Source organism: Fuerstiella marisgermanici, assembly GCF_001983935.1.
Lineage (GTDB): Bacteria > Planctomycetota > Planctomycetia > Planctomycetales > Planctomycetaceae > Fuerstiella > Fuerstiella marisgermanici.
Genome location: NZ_CP017641.1, coordinates 6775446 through 6792547, shown reverse-complemented (window position 1 = coordinate 6792547; position 17102 = coordinate 6775446). Strand labels below are relative to the sequence as shown.

Below are 17102 nucleotides of genomic sequence, written 5' to 3'. Positions count from 1 at the left end.
CTTAACCCTTCTCTTTAGGCAGCTTTTTGTCGGTGAGCATCTACACACTCCGATGGGATCGCAAGAGTATTGAAACAGCATTCCCGGATCGGTTCACCAGATGCTGGTCGCATCGGATCGAAGAGTGAATAGCCGTGTCTGTCTAACGTGCGTGTGACACCATTGATGTGATCGGCTCCAACTTCGATATAAACGAACGGCCTGCACTCAGTGAGCGTGCGTTCAGCCCCCCGCAACACCATCTCCTCTGCTCCTTCAACATCGATTTTGATCAGATTTGGAGACGGAAAACTGCCCAGTAACTGATCGACAGTGACTGTCGGCACATACTGTTCGTACCGTACGCCTCCTGCCTGACTGCGCCCGCCCGCGACCGACAATGAATTCGAGGATCGACCTCTCGCAGCGACAGCAAACTGAGCGATGCCTGACTCATTGGACACCGCAGAACACAGCACGTGTATTAGCCGATCCGTATTTTCCGGCAGCAGCACAGTTCTTTGAACCAGCGAGGCCAGGACTGGATCCGGTTCGATACAAACGGTAACGGAATCGGCACCGGCACGATGAGCTGCCATGAGACTAAATAGGCCCAGATTGCCACCAATGTCCCAAATGCAGTCCCCTGGTTTCACAAAGGTCCGACATACCTCTGCGAGGTCCTCGAATGTTTCGAAACCAGGCTTCAGTAAAGACAATGCGGAGTCCGGAGATGCCCAGAAGGGGCGCCGCCCAAATTCGTTGTCAAGGCGGCGACGAAGTACAATCTTCCTCGCAAGTTTTTCTGCTAGAGAACGCATCATCTTGCCAACTCCATTTTTTCTGAATCCGAATTTTCTGACATCGACGTCAATTGCACCGACCGGAATCTCTCACAGTTATTTCGCTGCGAGTACTCTGCAACAGCCAATTGCCGTGCCGCAGAATTCGTGTTCGACAAACTCTCTTAACCACTCTTTTCGCAGCGAATTGCCGCCTGAATAACTGGTGGAGAATTCGAACGCACATTGGTCTTCACCCTGTTCTCAACGGTCAGGCGATGCAACTCAGACTCATTGGGAACATTAGTTAAACAGGGGCGACCTGCGGCCAGTATGCTATAGGGTTTGCTCGGCATGAGGCATTGAGGCAGTTCTTTCGTGAGTGGCACCAAGTACAGAGCAGCCGCGGTAAGACGGTGTGGAACTTCATCTTTGCGCCGATGGTCCAGAGACTGGTTCTCCCCGCGAGCAACTGAACGAATTGCATCGGTGTCAGCCCAGTTCGGAATTACCGTGATCCGACCCGCAGAGATTTCGCTATCCAGCAGCAACTGCATCATGTCATTGCTTAACACCACTAATTGTTCCCCGCGTATTTACACGTCGGACATTTTTCCCCGACGCCTCCGTGTGAACTACGAGTTCTTTACCGTCCCAGAAGAGATGGCGACATCCGGGTAAATGCCTGCAGGTAGCCGACCATCGGCACAATAAAAACTTATGATGCAGGCGATCAGCTACGTGCCGCAGCAAAAAAAATGGGTCCGTTTTCTTAAAACAACAAGTCCCAACTTCGGCAGTTTTAGGATGTGGCGGCGGCGAGTCGCCGCAAGAAGATTAAAGTTGACTGCCTCAAGCAATATGTTGCTCTTCGAAGTGAAGATCCGGATAGCTTGATCCATCGTGACTCCGTTCCAAGTTCCAAATTGGTCCATCACGCCAGCTTTCTTCTTCACCGCATCCGGTTCCCCGAAGAGGACATGAACATCGTGTTCAAACGCCAGTGAGTTACACAGTTCCGTCGAAAGCTAACCGGTTGCTTCAGTGTCGGGCCAATAGAATCGTTCGGGGAACAGAATTTGCGGCTTTGCGGCTGACAGCAATTTCGCGAATTCGTGTTTAACTTAGGTGGTTTGCGCGGACTTCGTTCCCTTCGGTGACACGTATTTGCCAGTCGTGTCATCGTTAGGAGCGTTGAAAACCGGTGGTTTTCGGCCATTGAATTTTCTGAACGGCGGAAAGCTACTCCATTTTTCAGAATCAATGCTAGACCGATTCTTCAGCCTGCGAGATAGCGAGTTTTGGGGATGCTCAAATCTTCAAACGGAATTTGCCATGATCCGGGCAGATCACCGCAATCTGCAGCAGCCATCGTCTGAAGGGGCGATCCACGTCGCGTAGCCAAGAAAATTCGCGCAAGAAAGAAGCCGAACAAGGCTCAGAAAAGGTCGCACAACGTGAAAGCTTGCTTGGTGCGACGTGACGTGTAGGCGGCAGTGTAAGAATGTGGCGTTTGGCGGAATTGGCTGGTCTGCGGCAACTCCTGAAGCGGCCGATCGTGTACACCGTGACGCTTGGCGAGATCATGCCCTCGGCCGTTCTGCGGGGCAATTCTGTGTCTGCCGCAAGCTCGGTAGTGCAGCAACCGCTGGATCGCGCTGAGTGGATATCAACATCAGTCCGGCTGAATGGTGTTGAGTGTCAAGTTCGACACGGAGTCCGCTTGAGTCGCAGTTCGTGACTGCCAGTTTTCGGAGAGTCAAAATTTACGCGGCTCGTCGCTGAGTTTCCTGACCGTAAATTACAGTTTGCTCCATGTCGTCGGCTTTAGCATGAGCCGCGTTAATCTTGAGTGTCGCAGGTGACAACTTCGCACGCGAGGACGAAATCCCCATGCGTCGCAGCACCCCACCGATGACAGCGCGGCATACGATGGCTGCTGTCTTCAAGATCAGCAGCAGATCCAGAACCATCGTCCAGTTGTGGATATACGCCAGATCTTTGGCGACCCGATTTTCAACACTGTTCCATTCAAAGTCGCCTCGGTATTCGGTGTACTGAGCCAGTCCGGTGATGCCCGGCTTGGTGACAGTTCGCAGCGAATAGTCGCCGACCATCTTCTCGAACTTTCGACAGTCATCGAAGTGGTGCGGCCGCGGACCGACGACGCTCATCGAACCAAGCAGCACGTTGATAAACTGTGGAATTTCGTCCAGCTTCGAACGACGTAGAATTTTCCCGAGTGGGTAAATTCGAGCCCCCGGGTTTTCTTCTAAATCGGTGCGACCAGCTGGAGGAAGATCCATCGTGCGGAACTTAATAATCGTGAACTCACGTCCTTCACGTCCGCAACGAGTCTGGCAATAGAACAGCGGCCCTGATGACTGAAACAGTTGCCCGATCTTAACAACAAGGCACAGCACCGGAAGTGAAAACACAACAACAGGTATCGCTAAGGACAGATCAAGCAGCCGCTTCAGAACTCGGCCCCGCCTGGTGTTCAGGGCGAAAAAATGCTGCCTTTCGCCATCCCGTGCTTCTGGCTGTTGCACAGGCGCAAAATGCCCGTGGCTGCCGAAGTCCATGGTGGGCGCGCCATCATCAGCGCTCACAAGTCGGAGCTTCGGCGTCTGTTGTCCAGCTGGTGGGGAAATTACTAAGGCGGCTCTGCGGACGCTCATGATTCACCTCGTGAGCGGTGCTTGTTGCTAATCTGTTTGATGGCTTCGTTGATTTTCGTATCGTCAGGAGTCTTCAGTCGACACCACTTTAGTTCCCGCAACGCGTCGTCAAATTGTTCGTGCCTGAATAATTCCAGGCCCAGACTCCGCCGCAACGCGAAGTCGTGCGGAGCAGCCTGAGCAGCCTGACTCAAGCAATAAAGTGCGAGCTTCTCGTGGCCATTAAACTTCAGCATCTGATGACCTTGCAACCAGAAGTTTCGGTCGCGACTGACATTTGGATCTTGCAGCATTCGTTCGAAGTTCTGTGCGTACCATGCCGCCACCGTCTGTTGATCATCCGTTCTTTTATCAGCGGCGTAGGCTGTAAACAGTGACTGCAACCCAGTGTGATCGGGTGACAACTTCTCAAGTATTTCCGTGGCACTTAGGTTGGGGACGAGACTGCTGATGATGAGTGATCGGATGTGGGCATCCTGGAGAAAGGCAGTTCGCCACTTCTCAATAGCACCTTCGATGTCGCCCTTATCGATCAGAAACAAGCCGGAAACGAACAGCACCCCTGCGCTGTGAGGCCTTAGCCGAATCGCCTGAGCGACCAGATGCTCTTCCTCATTTTCCGACAGCCCCGCAAGAAACCCAACCTGAGCCAGAATCAGATAGTTTTCGCCACGCATTGGCTGGCCTCGGACCGCTTTTCGGGCAGTCGTCAGAGCACGATACAGATCGGCGGATCGCGGGCCGAAGGCGCGATTCAGCCATTCTGCGATTTCGCGAGCCGATTCAAAGCCCACCGTTTGAACTGTGTTTCGAATCTCACGAATACTCATCCGGTTGCTGCCTGTTTCCTGCTGTCGCTCGAAACGTCGCAGATACATGGCGGCCAGATTGGACGCCGAACGATAGTCCTGGGGATCCGCGGCCAGACAGTTTTCCAGATGTTGAATGATCACATCCAACCGTTCATTCAGCGATTCGGGTGAGTCTGCTGCGACATTATCGTTCGCGTGAATGGCAAATTTGCGATAGAGATTCCAATCATCTTCAGATGCGGCGTCGCGCACCGCGACGTCGGCAGAAAGGTTTCCAACGGGCAACATGCACAACACCAGGCCCCACGCCAAAGCTTGTGGCCAGCGACTTTCACCGCCCTGAGAACTCGACGTATCGGACAATTGAAAGTTGCGACACAACGCCGCCATCAGGACGATTGTGACCAGCATGCAACCGGGGATGTACCAAACAAAGTCCACTAGCGAATGCGCAACGCTGGCCACCAACCCGGCGACTAAAATTAACGATCGTGACCGCGCCGTGCCCTGACTACGACGAAATGTACCGATGATCCAATACATGCATAGGCCGATTGCCGCGGCGACCAACGTCAGACCCGCGACGCCTGTTTCCAGTAGAATTTGAAGATAGCCGGATTCTGCGTGAGAGAAACGGACGCCAAAGTCTTCAGCTAACCAGGTGGGATAGACTTCCGCGTGAGAACCAACTCCGGATCCCAGCTTCCAAAAGTGAGGAATCGCTTCGACCAGCGACGCCCACAATGCGAATCTGCCTTGCGACAAGTCGTGGAGCGATTGAGCCCGAGTAATCGTATTCCACTTATGTTCGAGGCCGTCTGTTCCGTAGGCCAGGATTCCCAGCCCGGCAAACAAAAGCGCTGGGATGATCAGCTTCATAAGCATCCTCAGATTCAATCCGGCGACACTGGCGGCAACCCCGCTGGCCAGCAGGAAGACAAGAATGCCGCCCCGCGAGTTCGTTAGAAAGACGGCCAGACTGACAATGGCAATGGCGACTAAAGCTGCGTTTCGAGTCGTTTCACTGCGTCGAAGTGTCACAGACGTTTGTTGTTGTTTGCCGGTGAACGCAGACTGCTGACTTAAATTGCTTTGATGCCAACACCAAATAAGCGGCCCGACACCCAGGGATACGAAATGAGCAAAATGATTCTGATTCGAAAACGCCGCCTTTACGGGAAAGTCTGCCGCACGAAATGGGTGCTCAAACATCCACAAGAACAACCCGTTGCCCGCGAATCGCTGAGCGATACCAATGACCGCCATCACAGCAGCAGCGACCGCGACCAGCCTAATCAGTTGATCAACTCGTTCCGCACTCGTCAGCTTCTGAACCAGCACCAAAAAGAACACGGCGTAAGCGATCAACAGAACTAGTCCAGACCGCGTCAACGATGGTGTGATAGATAGCGTGTTCCATGAGTGGCCTCCCAGCACGCGGCCGCGTTCACTTCCCCATAAAAAAAGGTAGTCGTCAGCAAATGGCGAAAAAGCCTTCAAAGTTGCGCCTGACAGCGGAACCAGTTGCAGACATACAACGGCGATAGCTGCGAACACAATGAATTCAGCCCCCGACGCTGCACTGCCTTGACGCGGAGCCACGATCTGCGGCACCGCCCAGCTCACCCCAAGCAGAAGGCTACAGGCGACAAAAATGGCGTTGCCCAGATCCTGCAGGCATGCCGACATCATTGGAACGACTAAGACAGCGACAACCACGCATCCGTCGCCCAGTTGATCCAGGCGAGCCACCAAAGCTGATTGTTCGCTGGCGACGGACGGTGCAGACGTTCGCCGGCGTGTTGTACCTCGTTGATGTTTTGGAGTCTGTCGCCGTGGCTTCGGCGCTGCGATAGATTCGGTGAAGGCACTCATGACATCAAGCAACCTTGCCTAAATCAGACGACGGTGGTGGCGGAAAATCGACGCTGTCCAGATCATCTTCTTCGTCGTCGTGCCCGTAGCCGTAGTCATTTCCGTAACCGTAGCCGTATTGGTAGCCGTAGCTGCTTGTGTCTTCACTCAGACTAGTGTTAGCCACGATGCCAACAATCTTCAGCCCCATCGATCGAAGCTGATCGACGGCTCGAGCGACGCTGCGGCGGTGCGTTTTATCCGGGTTCATCAGGAACAACATGCTGTCCACATATCGTCCGACGATCGCCGCGTCGCTCACTGGCAGAGTTGGCGGACAGTCGACAATGACTTGATCATATTCTGAAACAGCCCAATCCAGAATGTCGGCAAGTGCCGGCATCGACAGTAGCATGCCCGCATTCAGAATTCGTGGGCCACATGGCAGAACTTCCAGCAGCGGAACTTCCGTCTGCACGACTCGTTCCTTGCACATTTGCGGAATATCGCTGTCCGCTCGAAGAACTTCGGACAGCCCACCGTTGCCTCTGATTTCCAGCAGCCGCGACAAACCTGGCCGCCGCATATCGGCATCGATTAGCAATGTGCGCTGCCCTGTTTGAGCGTACGAAGCGGCAAGGTTAACGGTGGTTGTCGTCTTACCTTCGCTGGCTTCTGTGCTGGTGATTGCGATGCACTTGGTGTCCATCGGCGACAGCGTGATGGACGTTTTCAGCGTGCGGAAACATTCGGCGTGAGTAGTCTGAGGGAAGTCATTGACGTAGATTCGGGCCTGGTCGACTTCATGCTGAGGTAGTTTCCGAATGATTCCTAACACATTCAGCCCCAGTTCATCTCGAACTTCTTCCGGCGACCGCAGCCGATCGTCCATGAGGTCGATCACGTAGATCACTCCCAACGCCAAAGCGACCGCCGCAACACAGAACATCACCAAGGTGTTAGTTAGCACCGGATACACGGCAAACTTCGGGATTCTCGGGTCGCTTAGCGGCGCGACTTTGAATGCTCCGCTACCATGGTCCGGATTGATTGAATTTAGTCGTTTTAGCAATGACGAATGCAATTCCCGCAGTGTTTCCACTTCACGTTCGGCTACCTGAATTCCGGCCAGCTTGCCGCTCAATTCCAAAGCGTCCGCCTCCACCACACTGTACTCGTGCTTCAGCGATTGTTCATATTGCCGAGTGGCCTGGACTTCGGCCTCAATCTGCTTGATCAGCCACTGACCGACCTGCGGGTCGCGCACGCCCACATTGACGTTTTCACCCAACTGCAGCTGCATGTTCGCCAGCCGTTGTTTCTGTCCAACCAGTTGCTGCTCGCGTCGAATGATGTCCGAATGGCCGCTGCCAAAATGGCGTCGCAAGCCATTGAGTTCCGTTTCCAGCAGCGCGACCTTTGCACGTAGCTCCTCAATGGCCTTCGGATCAGTCGCGCCGGCTCCTGGAATGCGTTCGAGGACATCTTCACCAACAATCTCTTCCAGCTTCTTAAGAGCGGAGGTCAGATCAGAATTTGTCGCCACAAGTTCGCGAGCCGACACCAGGGTCGCTTCCAGTTGCAACCTTCGACTCTGCACTGTCGTCAGATTTTCATTTAGGTGGCTGACACGTTGAACGAGTGGATGCGAATCTTCGGATTCTTTGCTAAGTGCGATATCACCGCAATTTTGACGTGCTTCAAGAAGTTCATTTTCTTTCGCCAGCAGCCCCTTCAGAACGGTCTCGCCTTTGCGTTCCAGTTGCTTCATCAGTTCGACGGACAAGTCTTTCTGATATTCGTCCATGAACTTGCCGGATGCCACAGACAGCCCCTCTATCACGTTCACGGTCGATTCCGGAGACGTCGAACGGCACTTTATTTCCAAAACGTATTCATCAGTTTCGAATGTGACCACCAGCATTTCCCGCAACCGTATGGGCCAAACGGTCCGGTCCGGCTCAGCTGCCAGTTCGGGCGGCAAACTCTTCAGTTCTTTGACGGTATCCGTCAACACGCGATCACTTAAAAGCAACTGGCGATAGCTAGCCAGCAGGCCTTCCGTCGCGCTATTCGATTGCGATTTGGGGTCAGCCGAAACCTGGCGAACCATCAGTCGAGCCGTGGATTCATACTGCTTGGGAATCTGCTTGTGACGTACGACGGCCAGGAAAGCGGCGGCCGCGACCAGGCCCACAAGGATCATACGGTGTCGGTTGACGACTCGTAGAAACCGCAACAGAGCGTGAAAGCCCTGTGGTTCAGTAGAATCGAGTTGTTCTAGTGTGTACGGATCCATGTCGGCTAGTAAGCTCCGATTCGTGCCGCGTTGGCACCTGCCCCGAACAGCCCGCTCAATGTCGAGAGCGTGAAGGTCATCAAGTTTTCTTCCACTGTGATAATGTCATATGGCGCCAGCAGAATGTTCTCTGCGCTGTCCGCTCGCGCCTTGCGAATCGAGCCCTTAATACGGATCGTTTCATCGCTACCGGGAACGTGGCGAGTGATCGTGACACGGTCCGATATCCAATTCGAATACGTTTGGCCGCCCGCCTGAGTCACGGCATCTAAAAGACGAACGTTCTGCCCGGAGGGCACTTCGACCACTTGGTTCTTAATTACGCCAACGACCTTAATTGGTCGAGGAGTGGTTGCTTCGACATGTACCACAGAGCCTTCTCCCAGCTTTGTTTCTGCCAGTTCAGCCTTCGACGCTGTCTCCAGACTGATGACTGTTGCTTGTACAGTCTTTTGCCCGACGGGAAGTACCGCGTTAGGAACTAATGGCGCGGCGGGTGCCGTGTCTGAGTCCGGCGAAGAGCTGATCGTAATGGTCCCCGACGCCTCGCTTGTGATTCCACCCGCCTGCACGATCACGTCGGCAAGACTGACGTCGTCATCCAAAATCTTCACCGGGCCCGGCTCTTCGACAGCTCCGGAAACCAGGATGATTCGTTCGCGTCGTTGAGCGACTTTCACTTCCACCGTTGGGGTCAGGAAGACGTCACGTTCCAGACTAGTCTTAACAATGGATCGCTCCGCTTCCGTATTCGTGAGGCCGGCCAGCTTTACAGGCCCGATATTCGGCAATGAGGTTGCTCCGGAATCGTCAATACTGACCTTCCAGACGTGCTCCGAATTCTCCTGCAGCGTGCCCGTGTCCAACGTAACCTGCAGGCGATCGCCTGGCCGGATCGCGTCCTGATTGGCTACCTGGCGGGCATACGGCGTGAGATCGACCGTCGAATAGTCGCGAACTGAACGAGCGGCGTACTTACGTGGCAGTTCGGATGCTCGATATTGCGTCTGGGCACAGCCGGAAATGGCACAGGCGACGACGACAAGGTAAAGCCTCGTTTCAATCATCTTCGGCGACAATTCCTTTTGTCCGTATTCTGCCAAATTCAGGTGGCCCGTTTCCGAAGTCGCGGGCCGAACCGGTCATGAGTGGACCGCAAAGTGCGAAGTCCCCTTGGGGCGTAGGTATAGACGACTACGCGGATTCGCCGTGAGAGTATTCCGGCAGTTCTGTGCATTTTCAGCGGCGTCAAAGACTGAAAATCGCAGCCTGAAAGCCCATCTGGGCAGCTTTTGCCACTCGAAAATCCGAACCGGCAGGAATTGCCGCTTTCGACTTCCGGCAAATTTTGCCGATGCGGGCCTCTGCCGGGGCTGATAGTCAGCCTTAGAACAGCTCAGCCCATGATCGCACGCCCTGCATGATCATTTCTACAGACACAGTTCCCACGTACAGCGACGCCACTCGGCCCGTGATTTCGATATAGCGGTCGATCAATGCCGCATTACGGGGACGCACGTAGTCGTGAGCGAACTTGAGGACCAGCATCAGCGCCACAGACGCCGCCACTGCCGCAAAAATCGCAGCACACGCGGTCAAAGGGTCATGCCGTTCGCCAACGATGACGCTCGCGCTAATTGTGCCAGGCCCGATCAACACGGGCATCGCTATGGCTCCGGCAAGGTGTTCGGATTCACCTCGCAGCAATTCAATGGCGGTTGGGCCACGGAAAACGAACTGCACGCCGATCAGCAGAAAAACGACACCGCCAAATATCTGAAACGAAGCAAACTGAGCCGGCACGATATTCGAGAAGATCGCGTCACCCAGTACACCAAAACTGCAGAACACGACTCCGGCGATCAATCCAGCTCGCCAGAGCACTCGATTGAAGTTCGAGCGCTCCAGCTTTTCCACCACGTCGACGAGGTAAATGATTACCAGAAAAGGGTTTAACAGGACAAATAACAAGGCGAACGAAGAAAGGAATTCGGACATGGAGGGATTCTAATTAGTCTCGCTCGCAGCCGAGGGTTGCTCAGCCTGCTGCATCGTTCTTGCAAGAAACTCGCCAACAGGCCACATCGCAAACGAAGCCAGCATGCCGGGAAACAGTTTGAAGATGTCGCCGTCGTAACCAGCCATCGTCCAGCCGATAACGGTGCCGACACCGGCCGTCATCATCAAAACCACAGTCAGCGTCGACAGACGCACGTGAAATAGTCGCAGCAACAAAGCCGGGCCAAGGCCAGCTCCCAGCGCTGACCACGCGATCAGCACCAAAGCGAACACGCCCTGCCCTGCGAACAATGCGATACTTAACGCCAGGGCAGCGACAGCCAGAGTCGCCAGTTTAGAGGCGATGTAAGAGTCCTTCCACCGAGGATTGATGTCCTGAGTGATCGCGCCAGAACAGACCAGAATCTGAGAATCTGCCGTCGACATCGTGGCAGAAAACAGGCCAGCCAGCGTCAATCCGATCAATACGTCCGGTAGTAGGCGTCTCGCGAGTTCCGGCATCGCAAGTTCCGTGGCTGCAGATTCCGTCAAGCCCTGGGTTAGCGGAATCGTCAACAGGTCCGGCATGATCGCTCGTGAATACAATCCGACCGCGATGCTGCCAATGAAGAATGGGATAAACCACATGAAGTAAATCATTCGAGCACGACGGACTTCGTCAACGGACCGGATGGCCATAAAGCGAACCAAAATGTGTGGCTGACCGATCGCTCCGAATCCGCCAAACACCATGCCCAGCAGATACATCCCGAAACCAAACTTCAGATCGGCCGGAAACCAACGCACGAGCGTCGGATCCTGATCACGCAGATTAGCCAGCATGGCCGTTGGACCGCCAACTTCGCGGCCAGCAAAAACCAGCAACGTCGCCATCGCAAGCAACATCACGATCGATTGAGCGGCGTCGGTCCAGATAGACGCCCGAATTCCGCCGGAAAAGCAATACACCACCACGATGACGGCTCCAATGATGACGCCTACCTTCGGATCCCAGCCGAACAAGGTCTGCAAGGCCGTGCTTCCCGCCTTAAGCTGAGCGGCCGCGTACACGCCCAGCAGAATGAACGTCAACAGCCCCGCCATCACCGTCACGACTCGCTGAGTCCCATAGGACCGGGTGCCCATGAGTGCGGGAACCGTATTGACGTTGATGTTTTCGGATTCACGACGCACTTTGGGATGCACGAGCAGCCAAGCCACAAAGTCGCCCACCACCCAACCTACCATCATCCACACGGCCTCGATGCCCACCCGGTAGGCGTACGCGATCTGCCCGATAAACATGAATCCACTGTTATTGGTGGCCACGGCCGACAATGCGGCCAGCCAAGGAGGCACGCTTCGCCCTGCAATCAAATAGTCGTCGGGAGTGTCTCTTCGCTTTAAGACGGACGCGATTCCGATGCCTACAAAGATGGCCAGAAACGCCAAAAAGCTCACAGCTACAGTATTCATAAATTGTTCCGGGGTGCCGTAACACCTTTGCAAATCAACATTTAAGGTCAGCTGGCGAACAAGCGACGATCAAGAATCCACCGATTGGAGGTTGACGTGACTTAGGAATTGCGTAATCTTGCCACAGCAATAGTTGCAATGCTAACTATTTCATACGCAAACAGTTACTGCGTCAAGGCGAGGGTCCGCGAAAAGGAACATGACAGACATCAAGGTGTCCACGACATCTCAATTGCGATTACGCCCGCCGTCTGTGGAGGACGCGGCGTCTATCTGGCGAATTGTCAACGAATCCGGCGTTCTCGACCGGAATTCGAGCTACCTCTATTTGCTGATGTGCCGAGACTTTGCTCGCACCTGTCTTGTCGCCGAATCGGATGGCGAAGTCGTTGGCTTCGTCATTGGCTACCGTCCTCCGGATCGGCCCCACGTGCTTTTCGTTTGGCAAATCGCAGTCGCTCCAGCCGCTCAGGGACAGGGGCTTGGTCTGAGGCTGCTGACGGATCTTGTCCGCCGCTGCAACGGTGATGAGTTCCCGGAATATGTTGACGCGACCATCGCACCGTCGAACACAGCTTCACGGCGATTGTTCCAGGCGTTGGCGACAACCTTCGACACACAGCTGACCGAAGCGTCTGGCTTCGCAGAATCAGACTTCCCGCCTGGCGATCATGAGGCCGAGCCGGTCATCCGGATTGGCCCGTTGTCACAGGCGTCCTGCATGAATCCCGGTGCATTCTGATCGGAGTGCCATCCTTTCTCGTTGAACATTTGCGACGGCGTGCTGCCGTCCTGCCCACCCAAACCGACAGTTTTCTGTCCAGCGTGCTTCTGACAGCAACCAACCGTCGACCTGGGTTTCCAAGATTCTCTTATTCACTTCACGGAAGAACATTAGGACCACATCCATGGACACATTCGAACGCCTCGAAAGCAACGTACGCGGTTACTGCCGCGATTTCCCAACGACATTCGCGACAGCTCGCGGAGCGACTCTGACCGACATTCACGGCGACGAGTTTATCGACTTCTTTGCGGGTGCCGGCGTTCTGAACTACGGGCACAACCCACCCGCTTTGAAGCAGCATCTGATCGACTACCTCATGAACGACGGGGTGGTCCACGCACTGGACATGTCGACGGTAGCTAAGAAGAAGTTTCTGGAAACCTTCGACCGACTCATACTGAAGCCGCGCGGCTTTGACTACAAGATGATGTTTACCGGCCCGACAGGTACAAACGCCGTCGAAGCCGCGTTGAAGCTGGCACGAAAAGTGACTCAACGACACAACGTTGTATCGTTTACCAACGGCTTCCATGGCATGACTTTGGGAGCTCTGGCGCTCACCGGAAACAGCGGCAAGCGAGCTGGCGCGGGCGTTCCGCTGGGCAATGTCAGCCATATGCCATACTGCGATTACCTCGGCAGCGAAGCCGACACGATTGGTGCCCTGGAACGCTTTCTGGAAGATTCCAGCAGCGGAATGGACCTGCCTGCGGCATTTATTCTGGAAACGGTGCAGGCCGAAGGAGGAGTCAACGTCGCAACTCGCACATGGCTGCAACAATTAGCCCAGCTGGCCGCTCAGTACGACGTGCTGTTGATCGTTGACGACATTCAGGTTGGCTGTGGACGAACGGGACCGTTCTTCAGTTTCGAAACTTATGGACTGGAACCAGACATCGTCTGTCTGTCGAAGTCGTTGTCAGGCTACGGGCTGCCGATGGCTTTGACGTTGATGAAGCCGGAACTGGACATCTTCAATCCTGGCGAACACAACGGCACGTTTCGAGGACACAACCCGGCATTCGTCACCGCGACGGCCGCGTTGGAAGAGTTCTGGAGTGACGACCGGTTGACCCGCAAAGTGAATACCGATGCTAAGCGCATTCGAGACGTCATGCTGGACCTGGCCTCCGAATGTGATGCGGAAGTGCGTGGCCGAGGCATGATCACGGGAATGCAGTTTGAAAACGCGAAAGCCGCTTCGCAAATTTCCAAGAAAGCGTTTCAGCAGGGCCTGATTATCGAAACCGCCGGGCCAAAGGGCGAAGTCTTGAAGGCGCTGCCACCCCTGACGATTTCCGACGACGAACTCACACGCGGACTGGAAATCATGGCCGCCAGCGTTAAGGAAGTGATGTGCAAGGATTTTGTCGAAGCGGGTTAGACCTGTCACCCCGTTTCAATCCCTACACTCACACCAGAAGACCTGAGAAATGATCATTCGAAAATTAGCCGACCTGGTCGACACCGACCGCGAACAGAAAGCCGACACCTGGGCCAGCCGCCGCTTCCTGTTAAGCGGCGACGGCATGGGCTTTTCACTACACGACACCCTGATCTTCGCTGGCACCGAAACGCCCATCCACTACCAGAACCACCTGGAAGCGGTGTACTGCATCGAAGGTAAAGGCCGCATCAAAGATCTCACCCACGACGGTGAAGTCCACGAAATCGAAGCAGGCACGATGTATGCCTTAAGCGAAAACGAAAAGCACTTGCTGATTGCTGACACGCAGATGCGAATGATCTGCGTCTTCAATCCGCCGCTGGTAGGACCGGAGACTCATGACGAAAACGGCGTGTATCCACTGCTGACGGATTCGTAAATCGTTCGCCTAAGCCCGAACAACCTGCTGTTCGGGCAAACAAGGCGTTGAGCCCGCAATTTACTCAATCGACGTCTGGTCTTTCTGCGGATCAGCCGCAAGGCCGTTGTCCATTTCCAGCTCCGGTGTCAGCATCGGCGACGCATCAATGCCTTCGGCGTCCATCAGCTCCACGATGCGTTCGAGCGCTTTTTGCAGGCCCAGCCGTTCCAACGGATCGAGCGTTTCCAGCCGCTGCAGAAACTGTTCATGCAGCGGAGCGGGCAGGTTTTCGATCCGCTTCCAGCCGTCTTCGGTCAATGAGATGCAGACCTTACGACGGTCGCTGCTTTTTCGTTCGCGCAGGGCGTAGCCGTTTTTTTCCAGGCGGTCCAGAATCCGTGACACCGTCGGTGCGGACAGCTGCACGGTTTCGGCGACCATCGCCACGGTCACTTCTGCGTTGTCGGGAAACTCAGAGATTGCCTTCATGCACAGCATTTGAGGCACACTGACTCCGCCATGTCGCCCGACACTGCGCGAATGTTCGGACGTTCGTCGGATGATGCGGCGAATGGAACGCAGGATCTGAAACCCGATCGATTCTTCCTGGCTCATGCGTTCGTCACCTCTGTGAATGTCTTCCAATGGGAAATCGGGGTGATGTCCGACTTCAGGCCAGGCAGAGTTTTTGAATAGGCAGCCATCGAGATCTCATTTGTCTTTCCGCCCGCGACACGCCACGGTATCGTAAGCAGGTTAGCCGCAGTTCGTTTCAGGAACCACCTATGCACCGCTTTGAAACACATCGTCGTCGCTTTCTGCAGTCGTCCGGAGTGCTGCTCGCGCTCCCGACGCTGGAATCGCTCGCACGAGGAGGCGCTACTGCGGCGAAGGAACAGACGCCGCCGATGCGCATGGTATGCATCGGCAACGAATTTGGAATGTACCCGGAAGCATTTTGGCCAACGACATCTGGTCGCGATTTCGAGATCACGCCGCTGCTGGAACCGCTGGCAGCGCACCGCGAAGACTTCACGATTCTGTCGCATCTCGACCACGGCCTGAAAGGCGGACACTTTGCGATCCACGCCTTTCTGACCGGAGTGAAATCAGCCGACGCGAAGAGCATGCCCGACGGAGGAATCAGCCTTGATCAACGAGCGGCCGAATTCGTCGGTTCGAAAACGCGATTTCCCTCACTAGCGATTGGATCAGACGATGGCGTCCATGGTGGATGTCAGATGAGCTGGACGCGCACTGGCACTCGAGTTCCACCAGTGCCCGGTCCCCGCGAATTGTTTCAGGCACTGTTCATCGACGACGGACCGGCAGCGAAGAAAAAGGCGGTCGACCGAATCGCTTTGCAGCATTCGATTCTGGACTCCGTGCTAAGCGATGCAAAATCACTGAAGCGGCGGCTTAACAAAGCAGACGGCGCAAAGCTGGAAGAATACTTTTCGTCGGTGCGTGACGTGGAATCAAAGTTAAACCTCGACCGCCAGTGGCAGAACGTCCCCAAACCTTCGGTCGATCTCGACCAGCCGCAGAATCAGGGACTGACAAAAGACCTTCCCCTGATTTATGACCTCATCGCGCTGGCGTTGCAGACCGATTCGACTCGCGTCGCAACGTTGGAAATCGGCGGCAGCTTTGCAATCAGAGACCTGGGAATTCAAAAGGGGTACCACTCACTTTCCCACCACGGCAAGCTGAAAGAGAACCTCGATCTACTCGTACAGGTCGAACGCTATCAAACCGAACAGTACGCACGGTTTATTCAGAAGCTAAAGTCACTTCGAGAACCAGGCAGCGACGGCAGTTTGCTCGACAGCACAATGGTGTTGCTCGGCAGCGGCATGGGCAACGCGAACTCTCACACAAACAGCGACCTGCCATTGATCCTCGCCGGCGGCGGATTCCGGCATGGCGAACTCAAGCAATTCCCTGAAGACTCTCGCAAGCGAATTCCGCTCAGCAACCTGTTTGTTTCGATGCTGCAGCAATTCGGCGTTGAAACGGATCGCTTTGGTATGAGCACCGGAACTCTGACCGGGCTGGACGTGGCATAGGTAGGTCCTTTCAGCTAGGATGAATCGCCCAAGGGTACGAATGCCAACGTGCGAGCACGCGGTTTCTCATCTAAACCTTCGTCGCTACTTATTTGCGAGCTGAGCGGGATCGACCACGATTTGAAGGTCCATGTCATCTTCTTCGATCGTGAATTCGAGTCCTGAAGTTTCGAATTCGCGGTACTTGCTGTGGACCTTGGACTGAGGAATGAGATTCGGTCGCTCAGCTCCGGTGCCGATTTCGAAATCAGCCACCACGACCGCTCGATGCTTTCCAATCAGCACACCGTCATCAGGCATCCATGTGCCAAGCTTAAACTCGCCGGCTTCGTTGATTTCTCCCGTCGCAGTCACTGGCGGCTTCTGGTCGACTGTTTCGAATTCGACCGTACCGCTCGTCACCGGCGTTCCGTCCGGAAACTTCACGGTTCCCGTCACCTTCGCCATCTGCCGATCACTGCCACACCCGACCAACACGCTCAGCAGCACCAGCGGGATCAGCCGTCGCAGATGACTTCGGATTGAACAAAACTTGTTCATGGGCAATCAGGTTTCCA

General features: G+C 54.9%; 14 protein-coding genes. 4 read left to right on the top strand and 10 right to left on the bottom strand.

Annotation, left to right across the window (positions count from 1 at the left end):
• Positions 1-14 precede the first annotated feature (14 nt).
• From Fuma_RS25530 to Fuma_RS25485, 8 genes are all read right to left on the bottom strand, one after another.
• Positions 15-800: an FkbM family methyltransferase gene (locus tag Fuma_RS25530; protein WP_257787804.1), complete on the bottom strand. Its 786-nt coding sequence runs from the start codon at positions 798-800 to the stop codon at positions 15-17.
• Between the two features lie 146 nt (positions 801-946).
• The gene (locus tag Fuma_RS35450) at positions 947-1321 is read right to left on the bottom strand and encodes a glycosyltransferase family protein (protein WP_158521129.1); all 375 of its coding nucleotides are present in this window, start codon (positions 1319-1321) and stop codon (positions 947-949) included.
• Positions 1322-2527: 1206 nt separating this feature from the next.
• A complete protein-coding gene (locus tag Fuma_RS25510; protein WP_257787803.1) occupies positions 2528-3346 on the bottom strand; it encodes a sugar transferase in 819 nt (272 codons plus the stop codon).
• Between the two features lie 92 nt (positions 3347-3438).
• Positions 3439-6129 carry an O-antigen ligase family protein gene (locus Fuma_RS25505; RefSeq protein ID WP_145944377.1) on the bottom strand — a complete coding sequence of 897 codons (2691 nt, stop codon included), beginning with the start codon at positions 6127-6129 and terminating at the stop codon, positions 3439-3441.
• 4 nt (positions 6130-6133) lie between these two features.
• Positions 6134-8407 (bottom strand): GumC family protein, encoded by a 2274-nt coding sequence (locus Fuma_RS25500; RefSeq protein WP_077026603.1) that lies wholly within the window; start codon positions 8405-8407, stop codon positions 6134-6136.
• A gap of 5 nt (positions 8408-8412) precedes the next feature.
• Positions 8413-9474, bottom strand: a complete 1062-nt coding sequence (locus Fuma_RS25495; RefSeq protein WP_145944376.1) for a polysaccharide biosynthesis/export family protein — start codon at positions 9472-9474, stop codon at positions 8413-8415.
• Positions 9475-9793: 319 nt separating this feature from the next.
• The gene (locus Fuma_RS25490; RefSeq protein WP_077026601.1) at positions 9794-10405 is read right to left on the bottom strand and encodes a MarC family protein; all 612 of its coding nucleotides are present in this window, start codon (positions 10403-10405) and stop codon (positions 9794-9796) included.
• A 9-nt stretch (positions 10406-10414) separates the two neighbouring features.
• Complete coding sequence (locus tag Fuma_RS25485; RefSeq protein ID WP_077026600.1) at positions 10415-11881, bottom strand: sodium/proline symporter; 1467 nt, start codon at positions 11879-11881, stop codon at positions 10415-10417.
• Between the two features lie 199 nt (positions 11882-12080).
• Here Fuma_RS25485 and ectA point away from each other — a divergent pair, with 199 nt between their 5' ends.
• The 3 genes from ectA to Fuma_RS25470 all read left to right on the top strand — a co-directional run bounded on the left by ectA (position 12081) and on the right by Fuma_RS25470 (position 14494).
• Positions 12081-12623, top strand: coding sequence for a diaminobutyrate acetyltransferase (ectA, locus tag Fuma_RS25480; RefSeq protein ID WP_077026599.1), 543 nt, complete (start codon positions 12081-12083; stop codon positions 12621-12623).
• 166 nt (positions 12624-12789) lie between these two features.
• Complete coding sequence (ectB, locus tag Fuma_RS25475; protein WP_077026598.1) at positions 12790-14052, top strand: diaminobutyrate--2-oxoglutarate transaminase; 1263 nt, start codon at positions 12790-12792, stop codon at positions 14050-14052.
• A 49-nt stretch (positions 14053-14101) separates the two neighbouring features.
• Positions 14102-14494, top strand: a complete 393-nt coding sequence (locus Fuma_RS25470; protein WP_077026597.1) for an ectoine synthase — start codon at positions 14102-14104, stop codon at positions 14492-14494.
• A 60-nt stretch (positions 14495-14554) separates the two neighbouring features.
• On the opposite strand, the gene Fuma_RS25465 is transcribed toward Fuma_RS25470, so the two are convergent.
• On the bottom strand, positions 14555-15091 hold the full coding sequence (locus Fuma_RS25465; RefSeq protein WP_145944375.1) for a MarR family winged helix-turn-helix transcriptional regulator: 537 nt from the start codon (positions 15089-15091) through the stop codon (positions 14555-14557).
• A gap of 170 nt (positions 15092-15261) precedes the next feature.
• On the opposite strand from Fuma_RS25465, the gene Fuma_RS25460 reads away from it, so the two are divergent.
• Entirely contained in the window at positions 15262-16545 is a 1284-nt protein-coding gene (locus Fuma_RS25460) for a DUF1552 domain-containing protein (protein WP_077026596.1), read from the top strand.
• A gap of 84 nt (positions 16546-16629) precedes the next feature.
• Here Fuma_RS25460 and Fuma_RS25455 read toward each other — a convergent pair whose 3' ends face one another.
• Positions 16630-17085, bottom strand: coding sequence for a hypothetical protein (locus Fuma_RS25455; protein WP_083732325.1), 456 nt, complete (start codon positions 17083-17085; stop codon positions 16630-16632).
• Between the last annotated feature and the right edge of the window lie 17 nt (positions 17086-17102).

Excerpts from the sequence above, each read along its gene's own strand:
- Fuma_RS25455 (WP_083732325.1), bottom strand. The coding sequence starts at position 17,085 with ATGAACAAGTTTTGTTCAATCCGAAGTCATCTGCGACGGCTGATCCCG.
- ectB (WP_077026598.1), top strand. The coding sequence starts at position 12,790 with ATGGACACATTCGAACGCCTCGAAAGCAACGTACGCGGTTACTGCCGC.
- Fuma_RS25465 (WP_145944375.1), bottom strand. The coding sequence starts at position 15,091 with ATGAGCCAGGAAGAATCGATCGGGTTTCAGATCCTGCGTTCCATTCGC.
- Fuma_RS25530 (WP_257787804.1), bottom strand. The coding sequence starts at position 800 with ATGCGTTCTCTAGCAGAAAAACTTGCGAGGAAGATTGTACTTCGTCGC.
- Fuma_RS25500 (WP_077026603.1), bottom strand. The coding sequence starts at position 8,407 with ATGGATCCGTACACACTAGAACAACTCGATTCTACTGAACCACAGGGC.
- ectA (WP_077026599.1), top strand. The coding sequence starts at position 12,081 with ATGACAGACATCAAGGTGTCCACGACATCTCAATTGCGATTACGCCCG.
- Fuma_RS25485 (WP_077026600.1), bottom strand. The coding sequence starts at position 11,881 with ATGAATACTGTAGCTGTGAGCTTTTTGGCGTTTCTGGCCATCTTTGTA.
- Fuma_RS25505 (WP_145944377.1), bottom strand. The coding sequence starts at position 6,129 with ATGAGTGCCTTCACCGAATCTATCGCAGCGCCGAAGCCACGGCGACAG.
- Fuma_RS25470 (WP_077026597.1), top strand. The coding sequence starts at position 14,102 with ATGATCATTCGAAAATTAGCCGACCTGGTCGACACCGACCGCGAACAG.
- Fuma_RS25460 (WP_077026596.1), top strand. The coding sequence starts at position 15,262 with ATGCACCGCTTTGAAACACATCGTCGTCGCTTTCTGCAGTCGTCCGGA.
- Fuma_RS25495 (WP_145944376.1), bottom strand. The coding sequence starts at position 9,474 with ATGATTGAAACGAGGCTTTACCTTGTCGTCGTCGCCTGTGCCATTTCC.
- Fuma_RS25510 (WP_257787803.1), bottom strand. The coding sequence starts at position 3,346 with ATGGACTTCGGCAGCCACGGGCATTTTGCGCCTGTGCAACAGCCAGAA.
- Fuma_RS35450 (WP_158521129.1), bottom strand. The coding sequence starts at position 1,321 with ATGATGCAGTTGCTGCTGGATAGCGAAATCTCTGCGGGTCGGATCACG.
- Fuma_RS25490 (WP_077026601.1), bottom strand. The coding sequence starts at position 10,405 with ATGTCCGAATTCCTTTCTTCGTTCGCCTTGTTATTTGTCCTGTTAAAC.